We start from the raw sequence: 17580 nt of genomic DNA, 5'->3' as shown, positions 1-17580 counted from the left end.
TTAATAGATTAATAGATTAATAGCAAGTGGATTTATTCTAAATGTTATTAAAATGCGTTGTATTCCTGAATTCTTTGGGAGACACTTTATAGTATCTCTTGAATAACCTGCTAAAATAGTTTGCATCGTTATAGCCAACAGACATAGCTATATCAGTAATATTCATATCTGTATCTTTCAGTAAAGCAGCAGCTTTATCAAGACGCACTTGGTTGATGTATTCTATAAATGTCCTGCCGGTAATATTTTTAAAAGTCCTGCAAAAGTGATATATGCTCATATTTGCCATTTCCGAAATTTCTTGCGTACTTATATCTTCTTTATAATTAAAGTCTATATATTCAAATATCCGGTTAAACTTTTTCAAATTCTTTATTCTTGCCTGATATTCTTTTACGGTCAGCAAATCATCAACATAGTGCCTTAAAAGCAGCACAATTAGATTATATATCGAGGCTTTGATAGAAAGTTCGTATCCTATATTTTTTTCATCAAATTCTTTAAATATTCTGTTTATACAATTGGCTACCGTCTCGTTTTTTTCAATCTTGTTTTTAAATATAATTCCGTTCTGCCTTATAGGAATAATATACTTTGTCTCACAAGCACCGGTATAGCTACCTTGGATAAACGATATGTCCATTATTATACAATAAACTGACAAAGGCCCTGAAACAAAAAGTCCCCTATGAAGCTCATTGCTATTGACGACAACCATATCACCCGGTTTTGCATTAATAGGTTTTTTATTGCACTCAATCACAGCCTCTCCTTGGCTAAAATACAGAAATTCAATTTTATCATGCCAGTGGCTGTCAAATATTATTCCCGGGTCTTCATCAATGTGCCTGCTGAATATTTTTACAGGAAAACTTTTATCAGGAATATCCACAAATTCCCTCAAAGAATCATCTTTCATATAATCCCCCGTTAAAAGGCAATATTGTACTAATCCATATCAATACTGTTAATGAAATTAAAGTATATATGCTATATACTTTAATTGTAATGCATTAATTACATGAAATCAACGGAAGGTATATATTTCTTCCCTTAAATTAAATGCAATACCTGAAGAAATGTGACCATATAAAAATTTAAAATGGAGGTAATACAAATGGATTTACCCATTAAAAAACCCGAACCGAATATTAAATGGTTTCTGGATGTAATTACCGGCAAAATTGTCCCTTCAAGACCCCCTTTTGCAGAACTTTTTCTGGACTATGAAATTGCTGCTGCCATCGGAAAAGATTATTTAGGCCTTGACTGGGTACACCCGTTAAAAGACAAGGAAACCCTGAAAGCTTACTGGAACAATAATATCGAAGTGTATTACAGGTTGGGCTATGATTATATAAGAATTTCGGGAGGTATAGATTTCCCAGGTAAGAACAGAATAACAAATGATACTGCCGACCTTTCAAGGGGTAAAAGGGGTTGGTCTGAAGAAGGGACGGGTGTAATTTCTTCCTGGGAAGATTTTGAAAAGTATCCCTGGCCGTCGTTGGATAACATCGATATGTGGCACTACGAGTATGCATCAAAAAAAGTACCGGAAGGAATGGGAGTATTTGTCTGCCCTACCAGCGGATTTCTTGAAGTACCGAAAGAAGCCCTCCTCGGATATGAAAACCTTTCTTACCTCCTATATGATGACCCCGGACTGGTTAAAGCTGTTTTTGACAGAGTTGGAGAACTTATTTACGGATTTTATGAAAGGCTTATTGGTCTTCCTAACCTCGTAGGATTTTTTCAGGGTGACGACATGGGATTTAAAAACACAACCCTTATTTCTCCCGAAGCTTTAAGAAAATATGTACTTCCTTGGCATAAAAAGCTGGCCAAACTGGCCCATGACAATGGGCTGATTTATATGCTTCATGCCTGCGGAAATATTGAAAATATTATGGCAGATTTAATTAATGATGTAAAAATCGATGCAAAGCATTCTTTCGAAGATGAAGCAATGCCGGTAATAGACTTTAAGAAAAAATATGGGGATAAAATAGGTGTCCTAGGCGGGGTTGACGTAGACAAGCTCTGCCGGTTGCCTGAAGATGAGCTTAGAAAATATATAAGGAATATTCTGGAAGCATGTATGCCCGGTGGAAGATATGCTCTTGGTTCAGGCAATACTATAGCCAACTATGTTCCGATAAAGAATTACCTGATTATGCTTGAGGAAGGCATTAATTTTAGTTAGAAGAAGGAGTACCCCTTACCCTTTAAGATAATCTAGAGCAAATTGGGCAAACACAGCAGCACCTATTTTAATACATTCTTCATCCCCTTGAAATATCGGGCTGTGTAGGGGATTAATAATTCCTTTTTCCTCATTTCTGCAACCAATCCAGAAATATACAGATGGAACTTTTTCTGAAAAGAGGGCAAAATCCTCACTGACCATAGAAGGCCTGTCGGCAATAATAACATTATCTTTCCCCACAATTTTGGATGCAGATGAAATGAATAGTTTTGTTAGTTCCGCATCGTTAATAACAGGCGGCGAATGGTCTATAAAGTTGATTTGTACTTCTGCTCCCATGGCTTTAGCTATTCCTTCGGAAATATCACAGAGGGTCTTTTCGATATATGCTTTTAAATTTGCATCAAAAGCCCTTATTGTGCCGCCAATAACAGCGGTATCAGGGATAACATTGACGCTTGTACCCGCATTAAAACTACAGACCGATACAACTGCAGGGTCAAAAGGGTCTACTCTTCTGCTAACTATTGTTTGTAAAGCATTGACTATATTGCAACCTATAATAATAGGGTCCGTAGTCCCTTGGGGTACTGCTCCATGTCCTCCTTTACCAATAATTGTTACTTTAAAATTCCTTATAGCAGAAAAAACCGGACCGGTTTTTACAGCTATTTTACCAGCAGGAATATCAGGCCAGGCATGTAATGCAGCACATACATCCACATCAGGATTATTCAAAACACCTTCTTTAATCATTACCGAAGCCCCACCTATGTTTTCTTCTCCCGGCTGAAATAATAGTTTAACATTTCCCGTAAATTTATCTTTAAATCTACTTAATATTTCTGCAGCCCCAATAAGACAGCTCACATGAAAATCATGTCCACATGCATGCATAACTCCAGGTATATCGGATTTATAATCACACTTGTTTTCTTCATTTATAGGCAAGGCATCTATATCTGCCCTTAGGGCTATTGTTTTTTCGGTATTATTGGATTTCCCAATAGATTTTCCAAGGTTTTCAACTCTTTTTTCACCTCTTATTAGACCAACAACACCTGCTTTTGAAGCAATTTGAGTGACTTCAATACCCAACTGTTGCAAATAATCCGTTATATATTCGGAAGTTTTGTATGTATCAAGTCCTAATTCAGGGTATTTATGAATTCTTCTGCGTACAGCAACGAGTTTTTCAAATATTTCTTCGGATGTATTTTTTATTTTTTCGGATATCACTCATTTTCCTCCTCTAAATTTTAAAGTTTAATTAAATTCCTTTATTTTTAATAACAGCGGCAGGGCAAATTAGTTTTACCGCCCGATTGCCAAATTAATATATATTGCCATAAGCACATATATTAATTATAATTATATTATATAAATGCAATTATATTCAATATTAAGCTTATTTCAAGGATTGTTGCGCTATACACAAGTACTTTATTGTTATTATACAAACAGTAGTAATTTAATCATAGTATAGAAGAGAAATGGTGATTTGTAATGGATAAAATGAGTTTCTATGAAAACGCATATATACCTGATAAGAGTTTTCCCATAGTAATATTTTCACAACCCGGCAAAAAAAGAGATGAAATAATATTCCGTCGTCACTGGCATGAACAGCTTGAGCTTCTTTTCTTTGTCGACGGCAAAGCCTCAGTTGAGTGCAATGAAAATTTTATTGAAGCCGGGAAAGAAGACCTTATTGTCATAAATAGTAATGAACTTCATTATGGCGAAAGCCTGTCAGATTATTTAAGTTACTTCTGTATTATTATGGATATCTCATTGCTTCAAAGCAGTTTTTTTGATGCATGCGAGGCAAAATACATCACACCTATTAGCCAAAATTTAATACTTTTCAAGAATATTATAAGAAATGATATTAATATCATTAATTGTGTTAACAACTTAATTAAAGAATACAACGAAAAATGCATAGGGTTCGAACTTGCAGTTAAATCATGTATTTACCGGCTTCTTGTCTTGCTTCTTCGAAATCATGTTGATAGAATACTTACCCCCCGTGAATATAATTCAAGAATAAAGAATATAGAAAAGTTATCAACGGCCATACATTATATTGAGCAGAATTATAACCAGGAAATATCAATAAAACAGTTATCAGAAATGATAAATTTAAGTACTTACCATTTCTGCCATGTTTTCAAAAAAACAACCGGTAAAACTCCAATACAATATATTAACTGTTTACGCATAAATAAGGCTGAAGGTCTGCTTAAAAATACAAATATGAGCGTAACGGAAATCGCTCTTGAAATAGGCTTTAGCGATGCAAACTACTTCAGCAGGTTGTTTAAAAAATATAAAAAGGTTTCCCCCTCTACCATAAGGAAAAGTCACTTATAGTCCTATAAGTGAATATTATAAAGTATAAAATTACAAAAATTTACTGTATATCTACTTTTGCATAAGGAGATATGATTTGTATCCATGTCTGGCCCGGATTAAGCATTATTGGGTTGCCCTTTTCATCTGTGTATTTAGTTGCCTCTTCTCTTGAATTTTTAGACCATTTTATTTTTATTGCTTTTCCACAGGTAATAAACCAGCCTTCACCACTGCCAACCGTTTCTACTTCCTGCCTGTCCTCTTTATCCCCTGGGATTGTATAGTTTTTTGCAAACTGGATAATTATATTTTTAGCTTTCAGTTGCTCGCCTGATACCCTTTCCATATGGGGTTCGCCTTTCCTGAAACGGCTGTATTGCTTCGTAGTAGTGTCATATATATACTCGCTTGTATTGAACTGGTTATACTTTATTCCAACCTTTTCTGCACTAACCCCCTCTTCAAGTTCAGTATCTTCCGTATTGTAAGTAAACACAAGTTTTTTTTCCGTGGTAGTGCGATATTTTACCCTATCAACATACTCTTTTATTTTCTCCATTGAAGTATATGAATCCTGCCAATTATTTTTATCCTCGGTTAAATCCCAGAATATTTCTCCACCATTAGCAACACCGTTTATATTATTAATTTTAAGTTTTGGTATATCCCTCATTGCCATTGGACTCCACCCAAAATGCACATATATTGCATCATGCTCAAGCACATAGTCAAGAAAATAGTGTCTTGAACTTCTTACAGGTCCTATTAATTCCGGCTCAGTTTCCCAAAAAAGCGGCATAAATCTGGTTTCTCCGCCTTCTACAATAATTTCATAAATTATCTGGGCTTGGTCCAATCCACCCTGGGGTAGGCACTTTACGCCTTCATTATCTATCATTACAGCATATGGCCTTTTCCCTTCCACAGGAATTATAAAACTATTTATTTCTTTTTCATCTTCATCATTAGCCCCCGTATCATCAACCTTATTGTCTTGATTATCAAGGATATCTTCAGGGAAAGTTGCAAAGTTTTCTTCATCCGTCCTTTTATTATGTATCATAATTATACCGATAATAACTGTAAAAATTAGAGTTAGTAATATAATTAAAACTGTTAAATTCTTCCTATTATTTAAATACTTACTTTTCTTTATCCGTGCCATCCATTTATTTATTTTATCAAAAAGCTCTTTCATTGTTCTAAAGACCCCCGGTAATATTTTGTCCCTTTATTGGTAAAAAAACAGCTATTGGTAAAAAAACAGCCAAAACCCTTAAAATAGCGCTTTGGCCGCCTACGTTTTCCTTTAATTTTAAATACTATGACGTTCTACCTTACTTCATTCATTACTGTACATCACAATTTCTGTTCTTCTATTCTTCGTCATAATCTTCATCTTCGTCATCTTCATCGTCAACATCAAAAGCAAAATCATCTTCCATTCTCAATTTAAACTCTTCAAAGACCTCGTCGAGTTCGTTTTCATCCTCTATCGTCACATAGGATTCCTCTCCATCTTCATTCGTTTCCACCTTAAGTATGACTATTTCATCCTCAAACCCATAGATTTCATCTTCATCTTCTTCGTCTTCACTTAAAGGAGAAAGGACTACATACTCATTCCCTTTCATTTCGATAGAGTCAATATATTCAAACTCTTCCTCTTCTCCATTTTCGTCTATTAGCACTACAATATCATCTCTTTCTTCTGCCATATAATTCCCTCCTTTGGTTTAATAAGTATTAATTATAACATAATATTAAAATATTTCCTACATTTTCCCCAAATTTTATTATACTTTTTCTTTTTATTCTTGCTCTTTAATGCTTATGAATCCCAGTTTAGTTATTTTTTATACTTTCATTTTTCATGCTGTCCAGATAACCTTGTAAAATATAAGTAGCAGCTATACGGTCAACAGTTTTTTTTCTCTTGAATGATTTTATCCCTGCTTCATTCAATATCCGGTTTGCCACAACTGTCGACAATCTTTCGTCCCATTTTATTATCTCTACATTTCCCACTCTATTAGCTAAACATTTAATAAACTCATCCGTTTTTAAAGTCCGTGGCCCCAAAGTACCATTCATATTTATGGGATAACCTACTATCACTTTTTTTATATTATACTCCTCAAGAAGACTTTTTATCCTTTCAATCGGATAATCCATATTATCTTTCCAATCTATTGTATCCAATCCTTGGGCAGTCCAGCCGAAAGGGTCGCTTATTGCTATACCTATCCGTGCATCACCAAAATCAATCCCCATTATTCTCACTACTTCACCTCCCTAGCTAACAGAACTAACAAACTTTAATTGCAAATTGTGGACACACACTGGCACAATAACCGCACAGTATGCATTTATTCTCATTTACGATAGCTTTTCTATTAATAATTTCCAGGGCATTTTGACTGCATCTTTCGACACATTTGCCACACCCTTCACACCAGTAATCAATGTGAAGTTTTTTCCGGGTATTTTTTACCCTGTATTTCAAATCCTCGGGTATCTCACGTCCTTCAAATATCCTTACATTCATTTCAACTTCGTCTTCTGTCTGCATTCCGACAGCTATGGAATGAATGTAGGGTATGTTCAAAACGAAGTTAATACTCTCATTAAAACAAGCAATAAGGTTACCACCTCCCAGTGCCTTCATGCTGTATATTCCTTTACCCGCATTATAGGCTTTTTTAATAGCCGTCAGCATTTCTTCTACCGAACCATCACCAATTCCGATACCCCTTATATTTAAAAGGGGATGAATTACATCAATTTCAGGCATTTCCGAACATGCTTCAACCACTTCAATATTATGGGTAGATACACCAACAGCCCTTATTATACCTTTTCCCTTTTGAGAAATAAAATAGTCCAGTGCTTCTTTATGTCCTTTTAGAGTAAGTCTGCTTTCCTGCTCATGAAGAAGGAACATGTCTATGACATCCATGTCTAATTCTTTTCTTGCCTTTTCAAGGCTTTCAGCGGCACCTTCCTTTGTATATGCATAGCACTTGGTAGAAATAACAGGCTTTTTACCCCATCTTTTGATTGCTTCCCTTATATGGGGATAAGTACCGTAAATCTCTGCTGTATCAATAAAATTTATACCTAACTCAAGCCCCTTTAAAATTATATCAGCGCCCCTATCAATAGGAAGATTAACCTGTAAAGGACCTATTACAAGGGCGCCAAAGCATAAACGGGAAACTTCAATACCCGTGTTGCCTAGTTTTATGTATTCCATATTAGCCTCCAAATTATACGCATTGCATATATTCTCCCCTATTTTTTACCTTTTTGCTGTCCGGATTCCAGGTAAAACTTAAGGATTTCTTCCAACAGTTCATCCCTTTCTAATTTCCTCACCAAGTTTCTCGCGTTTTTGTGGTTTGTAATATATGTAGGGTCTCCGGAAAGAATATATCCTACAATTTGATTAATGGGGTTATATCCCCTTTCCTTCAATGCCTGATATATTGCCATAAGTATCTCACGGGCTTCATCAGCATTATTCTTTTCTACTTTAAACATCATAGTTTCTTTATCAACCATTATATTTCTCACTCCCATCTAAGCAGCGGGTGTTCTTAACGGTATCTGCACTAAAATGCAAAGGGTTACGTTACCTTATTAGTAGTTAATCTTATTTTACCACTTAATCATTAATTTAATCAATAATATACAAAATTATATATAGTATATTAATATAATACTATTACTTATACTAATTATGCAAGAGCGGAATTTATATATAAGGTGCATTTTTTAGGCGCACCCGTGCTTATTCCCACCATTAACACCTACATTTCCGCAGTCATAAAATCCTCTTGAGCCTCTTTAAGCATTACATCCTTTATTTCACCTTTTAAACTGTTATTACTTTTGCACAATACCCGTATATAATTAGTGGTTAATCCTTCATAAAGGCCAGTTTTATCTACTTCCTGCTCAAAGAGCACAGGCATAACCCTCCCAATAAAACTTCTATGAAATTTCAAGGCACATTCCTCTGAAAGTTTAATCAACCTGTTACTTCTATCCTCTTTAACTTTGCCCGGTACTTGCCCGCCATAAGAATAAGCAGGTGTACCTTTGCGTGGTGAAAACTTAAATACATGCATTTTTGAAAAACATATTTCTTCTAGGAATTTATAAGTTTGTTCAAACTCCCAATCAGTTTCACCGGGAAAACCTACCATAACATCCGTTGTTATTGAAACATCGTCAATATTATTTCTTAATCTGTCAACAACATTTTTGTACTCTGAAGTTGTATATTTTCGGTTCATCCTTTTTAGAGTATCGTCACAACCGCTTTGCAGAGAAATATGATAATGGGGGCACAGTTTTTTAAGGTTTTTTACAGTATTTACAAATTCAGGCGTAATTATTGTAGGTTCAACAGAACTTAGCCGTATCCTTTCTATACCATCAATTTCATGTATTTTGCAAATAATATCTAAGAGAGAAGTGTTCTTTAAATCCCTACCATAGGAAGCTACATGTATACCTGTTAGAACAATCTCCAAAAACCCGTTATCAGCGAGCTTCCTTACCTCTTTTATTACATCCTGCGGCTCCCTGCTTCTTATAGGTCCTCTGGCGTATGGTATTATACAGTATGAGCAAAATTGAGTACAACCTTCCTGTATTTTCAGGTAAGCCCTCGTACGTTCCTTGTATTTTTCTACATGTAATTCTTCAAAATCTTTCGCTTTCATTATATTGCCTACCACATTTATTTGCTGCCTGCCTGCTTCAATATCTTTTATATATTCGATTATTCTATCCCGGTCCCTAGTACCTATTATTAAATTGACACCAGGTATGGTACTCACTTCATCAGGGGCAGTTTGTGAATAACAACCCATAACTACAATAATTGCATCCTTATTTTGGCTTTTAGCCCTTCTTATCATCTGTCTTGACTTCCTTGCGCTAATCCCGGTAACAGTACATGTATTTATAACATAAACATCCGCTTTTTCATTAAAGTCCACAATTGTGTAGCCGGCATTTTCAAATATGCCGGAAACAGCTTCCGATTCATATTGGTTAACTTTACACCCTAGGGTACAAAACGCAACTTTCTTCATAATATACCTGCCTACTTTCTATGTTTTTATAAAAAAATATTATAAGTATTATATCAACAATTGTGTATTTTTTTAACATTATTTTAATTGACTTATATACTCAAACAGGATATTATATTTACAGGTACTAATTATTTCAAGTACTTATGAATTAGTTACACACTATTTAGTATATTTAAAAAAAGGGGGATGTACAATGAAATCTTTTAATATTATGCTAAAATCCATTAATGATGTTAAAGACTTCGTAAATATTGTAAACAAATACGACTTTGATATTGACCTTTCATCCGGGCGTTATGTTGTTGATGCAAAATCAATTATGGGTATTTTCAGCCTTGACTTAAGCAAACCTATTAAAGTCGAAGCTCATACCGACGACTGCGATGTTTTCTGTGAAGAAATTAAAAAGTATATGGTATAAACTTTTATGAAAAGGGCACTATACAATTTGCAGCCTCTAGGGCTCGTAACAACAGTCCTTGACTTAACGACGCCTGCATTAAGGTGTAGGGGTTATACTTTCGACTAAAGTAGACTAAAGTAAATGCAGGCGTCGTGCAAACGTGTCACTTCAGTGGTAGGTAGTTTAATTCATGTTCATTCTTTTCTTTTCCACCTTAATACCGGTTCCCGGGCTGCCTTAATTTCATCAAGCCTGCCGATGGGTGTATTATGAGGTGCTTTTTTCACTATTTCAGGGTTGTTTTCTGCTTCTTTTGCTATACTTATCATTGCTTCAATAAATCTATCAAGAGTCTCCCTGCTTTCAGTTTCAGTAGGTTCTATCATTAACGCCTCTTTAACTATCAAAGGGAAATAAACGGTAGGCGGATGAAACCCATAATCCATAAGTCGCTTTGCTATATCAAGAGCTGATACTCCAAACTCTTTTTGCTTTTGCGCTGAAATTACAAATTCGTGCATACAGGGCCGGTGGTATGGAAGTGTATAATATTCTTTTAATTTTTCCATTACATAATTTGCATTTAAAACCGCCGTTTCCGATGCCCTTTTTAAACCGTCAGGTCCCATGGATAAAATATATGCATATGTTTTTACCGCAACTAGGAAATTACCGTAAAATGATTTTATTTTACCTATAGATAAAGGCCTGTCATAGTCAAAATAGTACCTGCCCTCCTTAAACTCAATTACAGGGAGAGGTAAAAAAGGAACAAGCTTGCTTACAACCCCTATAGGCCCTGATCCGGGTCCTCCTCCACCGTGAGGGGTACTGAAGGTTTTATGGAGATTTAAATGTACAATATCAAATCCCATGTCTCCCGGGCGGGTAATCCCTAAAATAGCATTTGTATTAGCCCCATCATAATAAAGAAGCCCTCCTGCACCATGGACTATATCCGCAATCTCCTTAATTTTCTCTTCAAAAAGCCCCAATGTGTTTGGATTAGTAAGCATAAGCCCTGCTATATCATCTCCCATAAGAGATTTAAGCGCATTTATGTCTACATTGCCTTTTTCATCAGACTCTACCTGTAGCACTTCAAAGCCTGCAAAAGCTGCAGATGCGGGATTGGTACCATGGGCTGAATCAGGTACAAGAATCTTTTTACGTTTTATATCTCCATTATGCTTATGATATGCCTTTATTATCATTAACCCCGTTAATTCTCCATGGGCTCCGGCTGCCGGTTGCAAGGAGACTTTTTCCATTCCGGTAATTTCCGCCAGCATTTCCCCTGTCTTATATATGATTTCCAGGCACCCCTGGACAGTATCTTCAGATTGGTAAGGGTGCACTGATGTAAAACCTTTCAAAGTTGCTAAATCCTCATTAATCTTTGGATTATATTTCATGGTGCATGAACCGAGGGGATAAAAGCCTGTATCAACTCCATAATTTAACCTCGAAAGCGCCACAAAATGCCTTACTACATCAACTTCGCTTACTTCCGGTAATTCAAAATCTCTTTCACGCAAATACTCAGGCGGAATCAACTGTCCCATCTCTTTTTGGGGAACATCACAGGCAGGTAATGAATACGCTATACGTCCAGGCCTACTTACTTCAAAAATCAAAGCTTTTTCTTTCATATTAACCCCCCTAATCTGTCAATCTCTTCCTTAGTCCTTTTCTCAGTCACAGCAATTAACCATGCATCTTTTAGAGCCGCGTAGTTTTTGCCCAGTTCATATCCGCCTATAATCTTTTCCTTAAGTAATTTTTTATTGAGTTCTTGTATAGTGAATGTTTCATCCTTTATCCTTACAACAAATTCCTTGAAGAAAGGCGCAGTAAAGGCAGGGGTAAATTTACCCGTTTCTATTAGTTTTTCAAGAGTATAATGGGATTTTTGAATACAAAGATTTGCTACCTCCTTCAGACCCTTCTTTCCCATTATAGTTAAGTAAATTGTGGCTGCTAATGCATTTAATGCCTGATTAGTGCAAATATTGGATGTCGCCTTTTCCCTTCGTATATGCTGTTCTCTCGTCTGCATGGTAAGAACAAACCCTCTGTTCCCGTAAACATCGGTAGTCTGTCCCACAATTCTTCCCGGCATTCTCCTCATTAGGTCTTTTGTTACTGCAAAAAAGCCCAGATAAGGCCCTCCAAAGCTCAAAGGATTCCCTAAAGCCTGGCCTTCACCAATAACAATGTCTGCATCAAATTCTGCAGGCGGCTTTAAAACTGCAAGAGAAACAGGGTCAACCACTACTATAAATAGCCCGCCGCTTACTTTGGTTATTCTACTTACATCTTCCATTTTCTCAATTGCACCAAAAAAGTTTGGGTTTTGTACAACAAAAGCTGCAGTGTCTTTTGTAAACTTGTTTTCCAGGTCATTCACATCAGTAATTCCGTCTTTAAACTCAACTTCTTCAATTTCAATTCCATTAAAAGCAGCATATGTTTTTATAACCTCTCTAAATTCAGGATGAAGGCTTTTTGACGCCAATGCCTTTTTTCTTCTTTTTAAGTTACAGGCTAATAAGACTGCTTCAGCTGCTGCAGTAGCTCCATCGTACATGGATGCATTTGACACATCCATCCCTGTAAGTTCACAAATCATGGTCTGGTATTCGAATATAGCTTGAAGCGTGCCCTGGCTTATTTCAGGTTGATAAGGAGTATAGGCTGTATAAAACTCTCCCCTCATAAGCATATGTTTTATAACACTTGGTATATAGTGGTCATAAGCTCCAGCTCCCAAAAAGCATATATACTCATCGGTACTTGCATTTTTTGTTGCCAGCCCTTCCATATGTTTTGTGAGCTCCAATTCAGACATGGCTTCAGGAATATTTAGCCTTCCTTTTTGTTTTAGTGATTCAGGTATGTCTTTAAAAAGATCATCCAGCGATTCCTTTTTTATATCCTCTAAAATACTTTCATGCTGCTCCAAGGTATTAGGTATATACCTTGATATATACTTTGACAATTTTAACCCTCCTTTGAGCAGAACTGTTCATATTCGTATTCGTCCATTAAATCATCAAGCTGTGAAAAATCATTTAATTCAATTACTGCTATCCAGGCTTCATAAGGGCTCTCATTAATTTTTTCGGGACTTTCACTTAATTCATCATTTACTTCCACCACTGTCCCTGAAACGGGTGTATAAATATCCGATGCTGCTTTAACTGACTCAACCACCCCAAGAGTATCCCCTGTTTCCAGGTCAGCTCCGGTTTCAGGCAGCTCAACAAAAACAACGTCTCCCAATGCATTCTGGGCATAGTCGGTAATACCTATATATGCTCTATTACCTTCAACTCTTACCCATTCATGTTCTTTTGAATACTTTAAACCCTTTTCAATATTCATAAGCTTATCCTCCTTTTTTTAGAATAAAATGGTAATTTGATTACCCTGGCTTTCATAGCCTTATTTCTTATAACAATTTCAATATCTGTACCTATTTCACAATATTCCTTTTTCAACAATGCTATACCAATATTTTTCTTCAAAGTCGGTGAAAAATTCCCGGAAGTAACAAAACCAATTTCCATGCTCCCAACTTGGACAATATAGTGGCTTCTAGGAACTCCTCTATCGATCATCTCAAATCCTACCAGCTTTCTGTCAGGCCCTTTTTCTTTCTGCTTTAAAAGTGCATCTCTACCTATAAAATCGCCTTTATCAAATTTTACAAATCTTTCTAAGCCTGCTTCAATAGGTGTTATATCTTCTGATATTTCCTGCCCATAAAGAGGTAGCGCCGCTTCAAACCGCAAAGTATCCCTTGCTCCCAATCCTGCAGGTACAAGGCCTTCCGTTTTTCCTGCCTCAATTATTCTATCCCAGACGTGTTCTGCATTTTGGGGCCGTATGTATAATTCAAATCCATCTTCGCCTGTATACCCCGTCCTTGATACTATGGTGTCCACCCCGGCTATAACTACCTTTTGCTCAAAACGGAAAGGTTTTATAGCCTCTAATGAAAAGTCGGTCAACATTTTTAGGATTTTTTGAGCCTTTGGCCCCTGGAGTGCCAATTGGGCATACTCATTTGAGACATCCCTGATTTCCACTTTTCCTTCAATGTTGTCTTTCATCCATTTGAAATCCTTATCGGCATTAGATGCATTGACTACCAGAAAATATTTAGTATCTGCAAACTTATATATTAATATGTCGTCAACTATGCCGCCATCAGGATAACACATTGGTGAATATTGCACCCTGCCTGTATCCATATCTTTAACATTATTAGTAACTATCTTTTGAACAAATTTTTCGGCATCCGGTCCCCCTATCATAATCTCACCCATGTGGGAAACATCAAACAACCCTGCGGCATTTCTTACTCTTTCATGCTCTTCAATAATTCCTGAATACTGCACAGGTAAAGCCCACCCTGCAAACTCAACCATTTTGCCGCCGAGACTGCAGTGTGTTTCATATAAGACCGTCTTTTTCAATACTACACCTCCTTATCCCTGTTTTCATAATAATCCGAATAATCCGACACTCACCGCCGTTTTCAAAAATTAAAGGGAAGACAGCTCTATAAACTATCTTCCCCCTGTTTTTCTACCTGAGAGATTCCATCCCTCCAAAAGTGGAATGTTGCTCCTTCGGTGCTAACTTACATTAGCTTTTCAGAGTTTTGTCCGGGTACAGTCCTTTTGCCTGAGAGTTTCACCGATAATATTTCTATTTACAGCTTGCTCCTTCGGCTCTCATACAAAACTTTTGAATGGGTTTTGCATGAGTATCTCCTATACCTTTCATCCAAACATTATTAATTTGTACTTTTAATTTATGCTTTCAAATTTTATAATTTATTTATATAATATATTATATATAAACTTATAAAAAAATGCCAGTAAATTTTTGTAACTCTTTGATTTATAATTTGCTTAATACTGCGAATCTTTTCCAAACATTGCGAATCAAAGTTATGTTTTTGATTAGGGGAAGCAATAAAAGTTCAATATCCTCTCACTGACTCTTTAATTACATCTATCGCATAGTCCATATCGGTATATGAAAGGGCATCGGAAACCTGTATTCTAATTCTCGCCGTACCTTCAGGTACTATCGGATATCCAAAGCCTATTGCATAAACCCCTCTCTTTAACATATCATCAGCAATCCTTATGGCTTTAGCAGTATCACCTATTATTATGGGGATAATAGCGCTATCGCCTTCAAGAGGGTTTAGTCCTGCTTCTTTCAGTTTATTCCGAAAATAATTTGTTTTTTTGTGCAAAGATTCAATTATACCGGGATTTGCCTCCAAATAATTCAGGGCAGCAATTGCTATAGCAGCCAGTACTGGAGGCAATGAATTGGAGAAAAGGTGCGGTCTTGAACGTTGGGTACATATATCAATTACGGATTTTCTGCCTGCAATAAATCCACCTCCTGCCCCTCCCAGTGCTTTACCGAAGGTTCCTGTAATAACATCTACCTTACCAATCATATTATAGTATTCCTCGGTGCCTCTACCCGTTTTCCCGATAACTCCCGTGGCATGGGAGTCGTCAACCATAACTATTGCTCCATACTTTTCGGCCAATTCTGAAATATCCCTTAAAAGGGCTATATCCCCTTCCATAGAGAATACCCCATCTGTTACAATAAGCTTTGTACCCTTTTCTCCCGCTTCTTTCAGTTTTCCCTCAAGGGATTCCATGTTGGAATGCTTATAAATCAACCTTTTTACTTCTCTTCCCGCCAGCCTGCACCCATCAATAATGCTTGCATGGTTCAGTTCGTCAGATATTACAGTATCACCAGGCTTTAGAAGTGCAGGAATTACAGCTGTATTTGCAGCCCAGCATGAAGTATAGGTAAGAGCCGCTTCTGTTCCGAGGAACCTGGCTATTTTTCCCTCAAGTTCCCTATGAATATCATAAGTACCGCATATAAAACGCACACTTGCAGCCCCCGCTCCGTATTTCTTAAGAGCACTAATACCTGCTTCAATAATCTCGGATTTATCTGCAAGCCCAAGATAATTGTTGGAACACAATGCTATAACATTCCCAAGCCCCTCTACCTTCGTCCTGCTTGATAAAGGAGATTGTAAATAGCGCAGCTTTTTGTAAGTGCCTTCTTCCTTTAACCTTTTTAGTTCCTCTTCCAGGTTGTTATAAAATTCTTTACTCATGTCTTATAAATCCCCCCTAAATATTTTATCTATATTAAGTAACATAGTGTATCGGGCAAACATTAGCTGTACATGACACACATTAGATATACCGGAACTCGTAATACGTAATATTCACTTAATTGCCAATTTCCACTACTACTTTTCCAGCCATGTTATTCTCCATTATGTGAAACCCATCCTCTATATTGTCTATTGAAACAGTATGGGTTACTACAGGGTCAATAGATTTTCCGTCTCTTAATAAAAAACTTTGACATTGGTACCAGGTCTCAAACATACGTCTTCCTACTATTCCATGTATTGTAATGCCTTTAAAAATTATTTCATTTGCGATGTTTATGGGAACTTCCCTTTCAGGAATGCCTAGAAGGCTTGCCGTACCTCCATTACTCAATAAGTCCAAACCCATGCGTAAAGCTCCTGGGTTTCCGCTCATTTCAAGAAATATATCAGGCCCGTTTCCTTCAGTAATATCCATTATCTTTTCTTTAATATCATCATCAGATGAATCAAATACAAAATCCGCCCCTACTTTAACCGCCAGCTCTCTTTTAAAGGAATTCGGCTCCACAACAATAATTTTTTCCGCACCATTGACCTTGGCAATAGTTATGGCAAAAAGTCCTATTGCGCCTGCGCCGGTTATTAAAATTGTTTTCATGGCAACAGGTTGTGTCATCACTGTGTGCATTGCATTGCCCAATGGGTCGAATAGTGCGGCATACCTATCGGGTATGGCCTCGTGAACCGGCCAGATGTTTCTTGCCGGTATACTTATATATTCAGCAAAACAGCCGTCCATGTCTACCCCTATAATTTTTACATCCTGGCATATATGTCCTCTTCCGTTTTGACAATACCGGCAGTGTCCACAAGTAATGTGTCCTTCACCTGAAACCCTTTGGCCCTTTCTTAAATGTTTTACGTTAGAACCTATATCTACAATTTCCCCAACAAATTCATGGCCTATTATAAGTGGAAGTTTTATCCGGTTTTTTGACCAATTGTCCCACTTAAATATATGTAAATCGGTACCACAGATACCGGCCAACTTCACTTTGATGAGGACTTCGTCAGGCCCAGCAACAGGAATTGAAGCTGAAGAAATGCTAATTCCCTTTCCGGGACTTTCCTTTTTAACAACCTTCATTACGGCCATTTTTACCCCCTCCTTGGACCGGGTAATTTTATGTCCAATAAATTGTTTTATATGTTCATTATATTGAACTTATATAGAAATGTCAACTATTTTTGATACATTTTGGGCACATTTTATTTTTATGAAGAAAATTTGAAAATTCGCCCTCGAAGATTT

At 36.6% G+C, this 17580-nt stretch carries 17 protein-coding genes and 1 riboswitch; of the genes, 3 read left to right on the top strand and 14 right to left on the bottom strand.

Translation table 11 applies throughout. From position 1 onward, the window contains the following. Positions 1–37 precede the first annotated feature (37 nt). Positions 38–919, bottom strand: a complete 882-nt coding sequence (locus HPY74_14450; GenBank protein NSW91845.1) for an AraC family transcriptional regulator — start codon at positions 917–919, stop codon at positions 38–40. 198 nt (positions 920–1117) lie between these two features. Between HPY74_14450 and HPY74_14445 the strand changes: the two genes are divergently transcribed. Continuing rightward, on the top strand, positions 1118–2206 hold the full coding sequence (locus HPY74_14445) for a hypothetical protein (protein NSW91844.1): 1089 nt from the start codon (positions 1118–1120) through the stop codon (positions 2204–2206). A gap of 15 nt (positions 2207–2221) precedes the next feature. Here HPY74_14445 and HPY74_14440 read toward each other — a convergent pair whose 3' ends face one another. Continuing rightward, a complete protein-coding gene (locus HPY74_14440) occupies positions 2222–3448 on the bottom strand; it encodes an amidohydrolase (protein ID NSW91843.1) in 1227 nt (408 codons plus the stop codon). A 267-nt stretch (positions 3449–3715) separates the two neighbouring features. Between HPY74_14440 and HPY74_14435 the strand changes: the two genes are divergently transcribed. Further along, positions 3716–4585, top strand: a complete 870-nt coding sequence (locus tag HPY74_14435; protein ID NSW91842.1) for a helix-turn-helix transcriptional regulator — start codon at positions 3716–3718, stop codon at positions 4583–4585. Between the two features lie 40 nt (positions 4586–4625). On the opposite strand, the gene HPY74_14430 is transcribed toward HPY74_14435, so the two are convergent. From HPY74_14430 to mtaB, 6 genes are all read right to left on the bottom strand, one after another. Next, positions 4626–5732, bottom strand: coding sequence for a DUF3048 domain-containing protein (locus HPY74_14430; GenBank protein ID NSW91841.1), 1107 nt, complete (start codon positions 5730–5732; stop codon positions 4626–4628). A 211-nt stretch (positions 5733–5943) separates the two neighbouring features. Then, complete coding sequence (locus HPY74_14425) at positions 5944–6285, bottom strand: DUF1292 domain-containing protein (protein ID NSW91840.1); 342 nt, start codon at positions 6283–6285, stop codon at positions 5944–5946. 127 nt (positions 6286–6412) lie between these two features. After that, complete coding sequence (gene ruvX / locus HPY74_14420) at positions 6413–6850, bottom strand: Holliday junction resolvase RuvX (protein NSW91839.1); 438 nt, start codon at positions 6848–6850, stop codon at positions 6413–6415. Between the two features lie 25 nt (positions 6851–6875). After that, complete coding sequence (locus HPY74_14415; GenBank protein NSW91838.1) at positions 6876–7823, bottom strand: aldo/keto reductase; 948 nt, start codon at positions 7821–7823, stop codon at positions 6876–6878. Positions 7824–7861: 38 nt separating this feature from the next. Beyond that, complete coding sequence (locus HPY74_14410; protein ID NSW91837.1) at positions 7862–8131, bottom strand: IreB family regulatory phosphoprotein; 270 nt, start codon at positions 8129–8131, stop codon at positions 7862–7864. A gap of 248 nt (positions 8132–8379) precedes the next feature. Beyond that, positions 8380–9675, bottom strand: a complete 1296-nt coding sequence (gene mtaB, locus HPY74_14405; protein ID NSW91836.1) for a tRNA (N(6)-L-threonylcarbamoyladenosine(37)-C(2))-methylthiotransferase MtaB — start codon at positions 9673–9675, stop codon at positions 8380–8382. 196 nt (positions 9676–9871) lie between these two features. On the opposite strand from mtaB, the gene HPY74_14400 reads away from it, so the two are divergent. Then, a complete protein-coding gene (locus HPY74_14400) occupies positions 9872–10099 on the top strand; it encodes an HPr family phosphocarrier protein (GenBank protein ID NSW91835.1) in 228 nt (75 codons plus the stop codon). Between the two features lie 176 nt (positions 10100–10275). Here the strand turns inward: HPY74_14400 and gcvPB are convergent, their stop codons facing one another. The 6 genes from gcvPB to tdh all read right to left on the bottom strand — a co-directional run bounded on the left by gcvPB (position 10276) and on the right by tdh (position 17424). Further along, positions 10276–11733 carry an aminomethyl-transferring glycine dehydrogenase subunit GcvPB gene (gcvPB, locus tag HPY74_14395; protein NSW91834.1) on the bottom strand — a complete coding sequence of 486 codons (1458 nt, stop codon included), beginning with the start codon at positions 11731–11733 and terminating at the stop codon, positions 10276–10278. Then, complete coding sequence (gene gcvPA, locus HPY74_14390; GenBank protein ID NSW91833.1) at positions 11730–13070, bottom strand: aminomethyl-transferring glycine dehydrogenase subunit GcvPA; 1341 nt, start codon at positions 13068–13070, stop codon at positions 11730–11732. The genes gcvPB and gcvPA overlap by 4 nt, the downstream gene beginning before the upstream one ends. A 14-nt stretch (positions 13071–13084) precedes the next feature. Beyond that, positions 13085–13468 (bottom strand): glycine cleavage system protein GcvH, encoded by a 384-nt coding sequence (gene gcvH, locus HPY74_14385; GenBank protein ID NSW91832.1) that lies wholly within the window; start codon positions 13466–13468, stop codon positions 13085–13087. Continuing rightward, positions 13465–14565 (bottom strand): glycine cleavage system aminomethyltransferase GcvT, encoded by a 1101-nt coding sequence (gcvT, locus tag HPY74_14380; protein NSW91831.1) that lies wholly within the window; start codon positions 14563–14565, stop codon positions 13465–13467. Before gcvT ends, gcvH begins: the two co-directional genes overlap by 4 nt. 189 nt (positions 14566–14754) lie before the next feature. Next, a riboswitch (glycine riboswitch) is annotated at positions 14755–14878 on the bottom strand. Positions 14879–15077: 199 nt separating this feature from the next. Beyond that, positions 15078–16262, bottom strand: a complete 1185-nt coding sequence (locus tag HPY74_14375) for a glycine C-acetyltransferase (GenBank protein ID NSW91830.1) — start codon at positions 16260–16262, stop codon at positions 15078–15080. Positions 16263–16380: 118 nt separating this feature from the next. Further along, positions 16381–17424 carry an L-threonine 3-dehydrogenase gene (gene tdh / locus HPY74_14370; protein ID NSW91829.1) on the bottom strand — a complete coding sequence of 348 codons (1044 nt, stop codon included), beginning with the start codon at positions 17422–17424 and terminating at the stop codon, positions 16381–16383. Between the last annotated feature and the right edge of the window lie 156 nt (positions 17425–17580).

The organism is Bacillota bacterium, from assembly GCA_013314855.1.
In the GTDB taxonomy this organism is placed as follows: Bacteria; Bacillota; Clostridia; order Acetivibrionales; family DUMC01; genus Ch48.
The sequence above is the reverse complement of the archived record's forward strand: the minus strand, read 5'-3'. Positions and strand labels throughout refer to the sequence as shown.

Coding starts and splice junctions, on each gene's coding strand:
- HPY74_14410 (NSW91837.1), bottom strand. CDS start 8,131: ATGGTTGATAAAGAAACTATGATGTTTAAAGTAGAAAAGAATAATGCT.
- gcvPB (NSW91834.1), bottom strand. CDS start 11,733: ATGAAAGAAAAAGCTTTGATTTTTGAAGTAAGTAGGCCTGGACGTATA.
- HPY74_14425 (NSW91840.1), bottom strand. CDS start 6,285: ATGGCAGAAGAAAGAGATGATATTGTAGTGCTAATAGACGAAAATGGA.
- HPY74_14450 (NSW91845.1), bottom strand. CDS start 919: ATGAAAGATGATTCTTTGAGGGAATTTGTGGATATTCCTGATAAAAGT.
- HPY74_14430 (NSW91841.1), bottom strand. CDS start 5,732: ATGGCACGGATAAAGAAAAGTAAGTATTTAAATAATAGGAAGAATTTA.
- tdh (NSW91829.1), bottom strand. CDS start 17,424: ATGGCCGTAATGAAGGTTGTTAAAAAGGAAAGTCCCGGAAAGGGAATT.
- HPY74_14415 (NSW91838.1), bottom strand. CDS start 7,823: ATGGAATACATAAAACTAGGCAACACGGGTATTGAAGTTTCCCGTTTA.
- HPY74_14435 (NSW91842.1), top strand. CDS start 3,716: ATGGATAAAATGAGTTTCTATGAAAACGCATATATACCTGATAAGAGT.
- mtaB (NSW91836.1), bottom strand. CDS start 9,675: ATGAAGAAAGTTGCGTTTTGTACCCTAGGGTGTAAAGTTAACCAATAT.
- HPY74_14400 (NSW91835.1), top strand. CDS start 9,872: ATGAAATCTTTTAATATTATGCTAAAATCCATTAATGATGTTAAAGAC.
- HPY74_14375 (NSW91830.1), bottom strand. CDS start 16,262: ATGAGTAAAGAATTTTATAACAACCTGGAAGAGGAACTAAAAAGGTTA.
- HPY74_14445 (NSW91844.1), top strand. CDS start 1,118: ATGGATTTACCCATTAAAAAACCCGAACCGAATATTAAATGGTTTCTG.
- gcvH (NSW91832.1), bottom strand. CDS start 13,468: ATGAATATTGAAAAGGGTTTAAAGTATTCAAAAGAACATGAATGGGTA.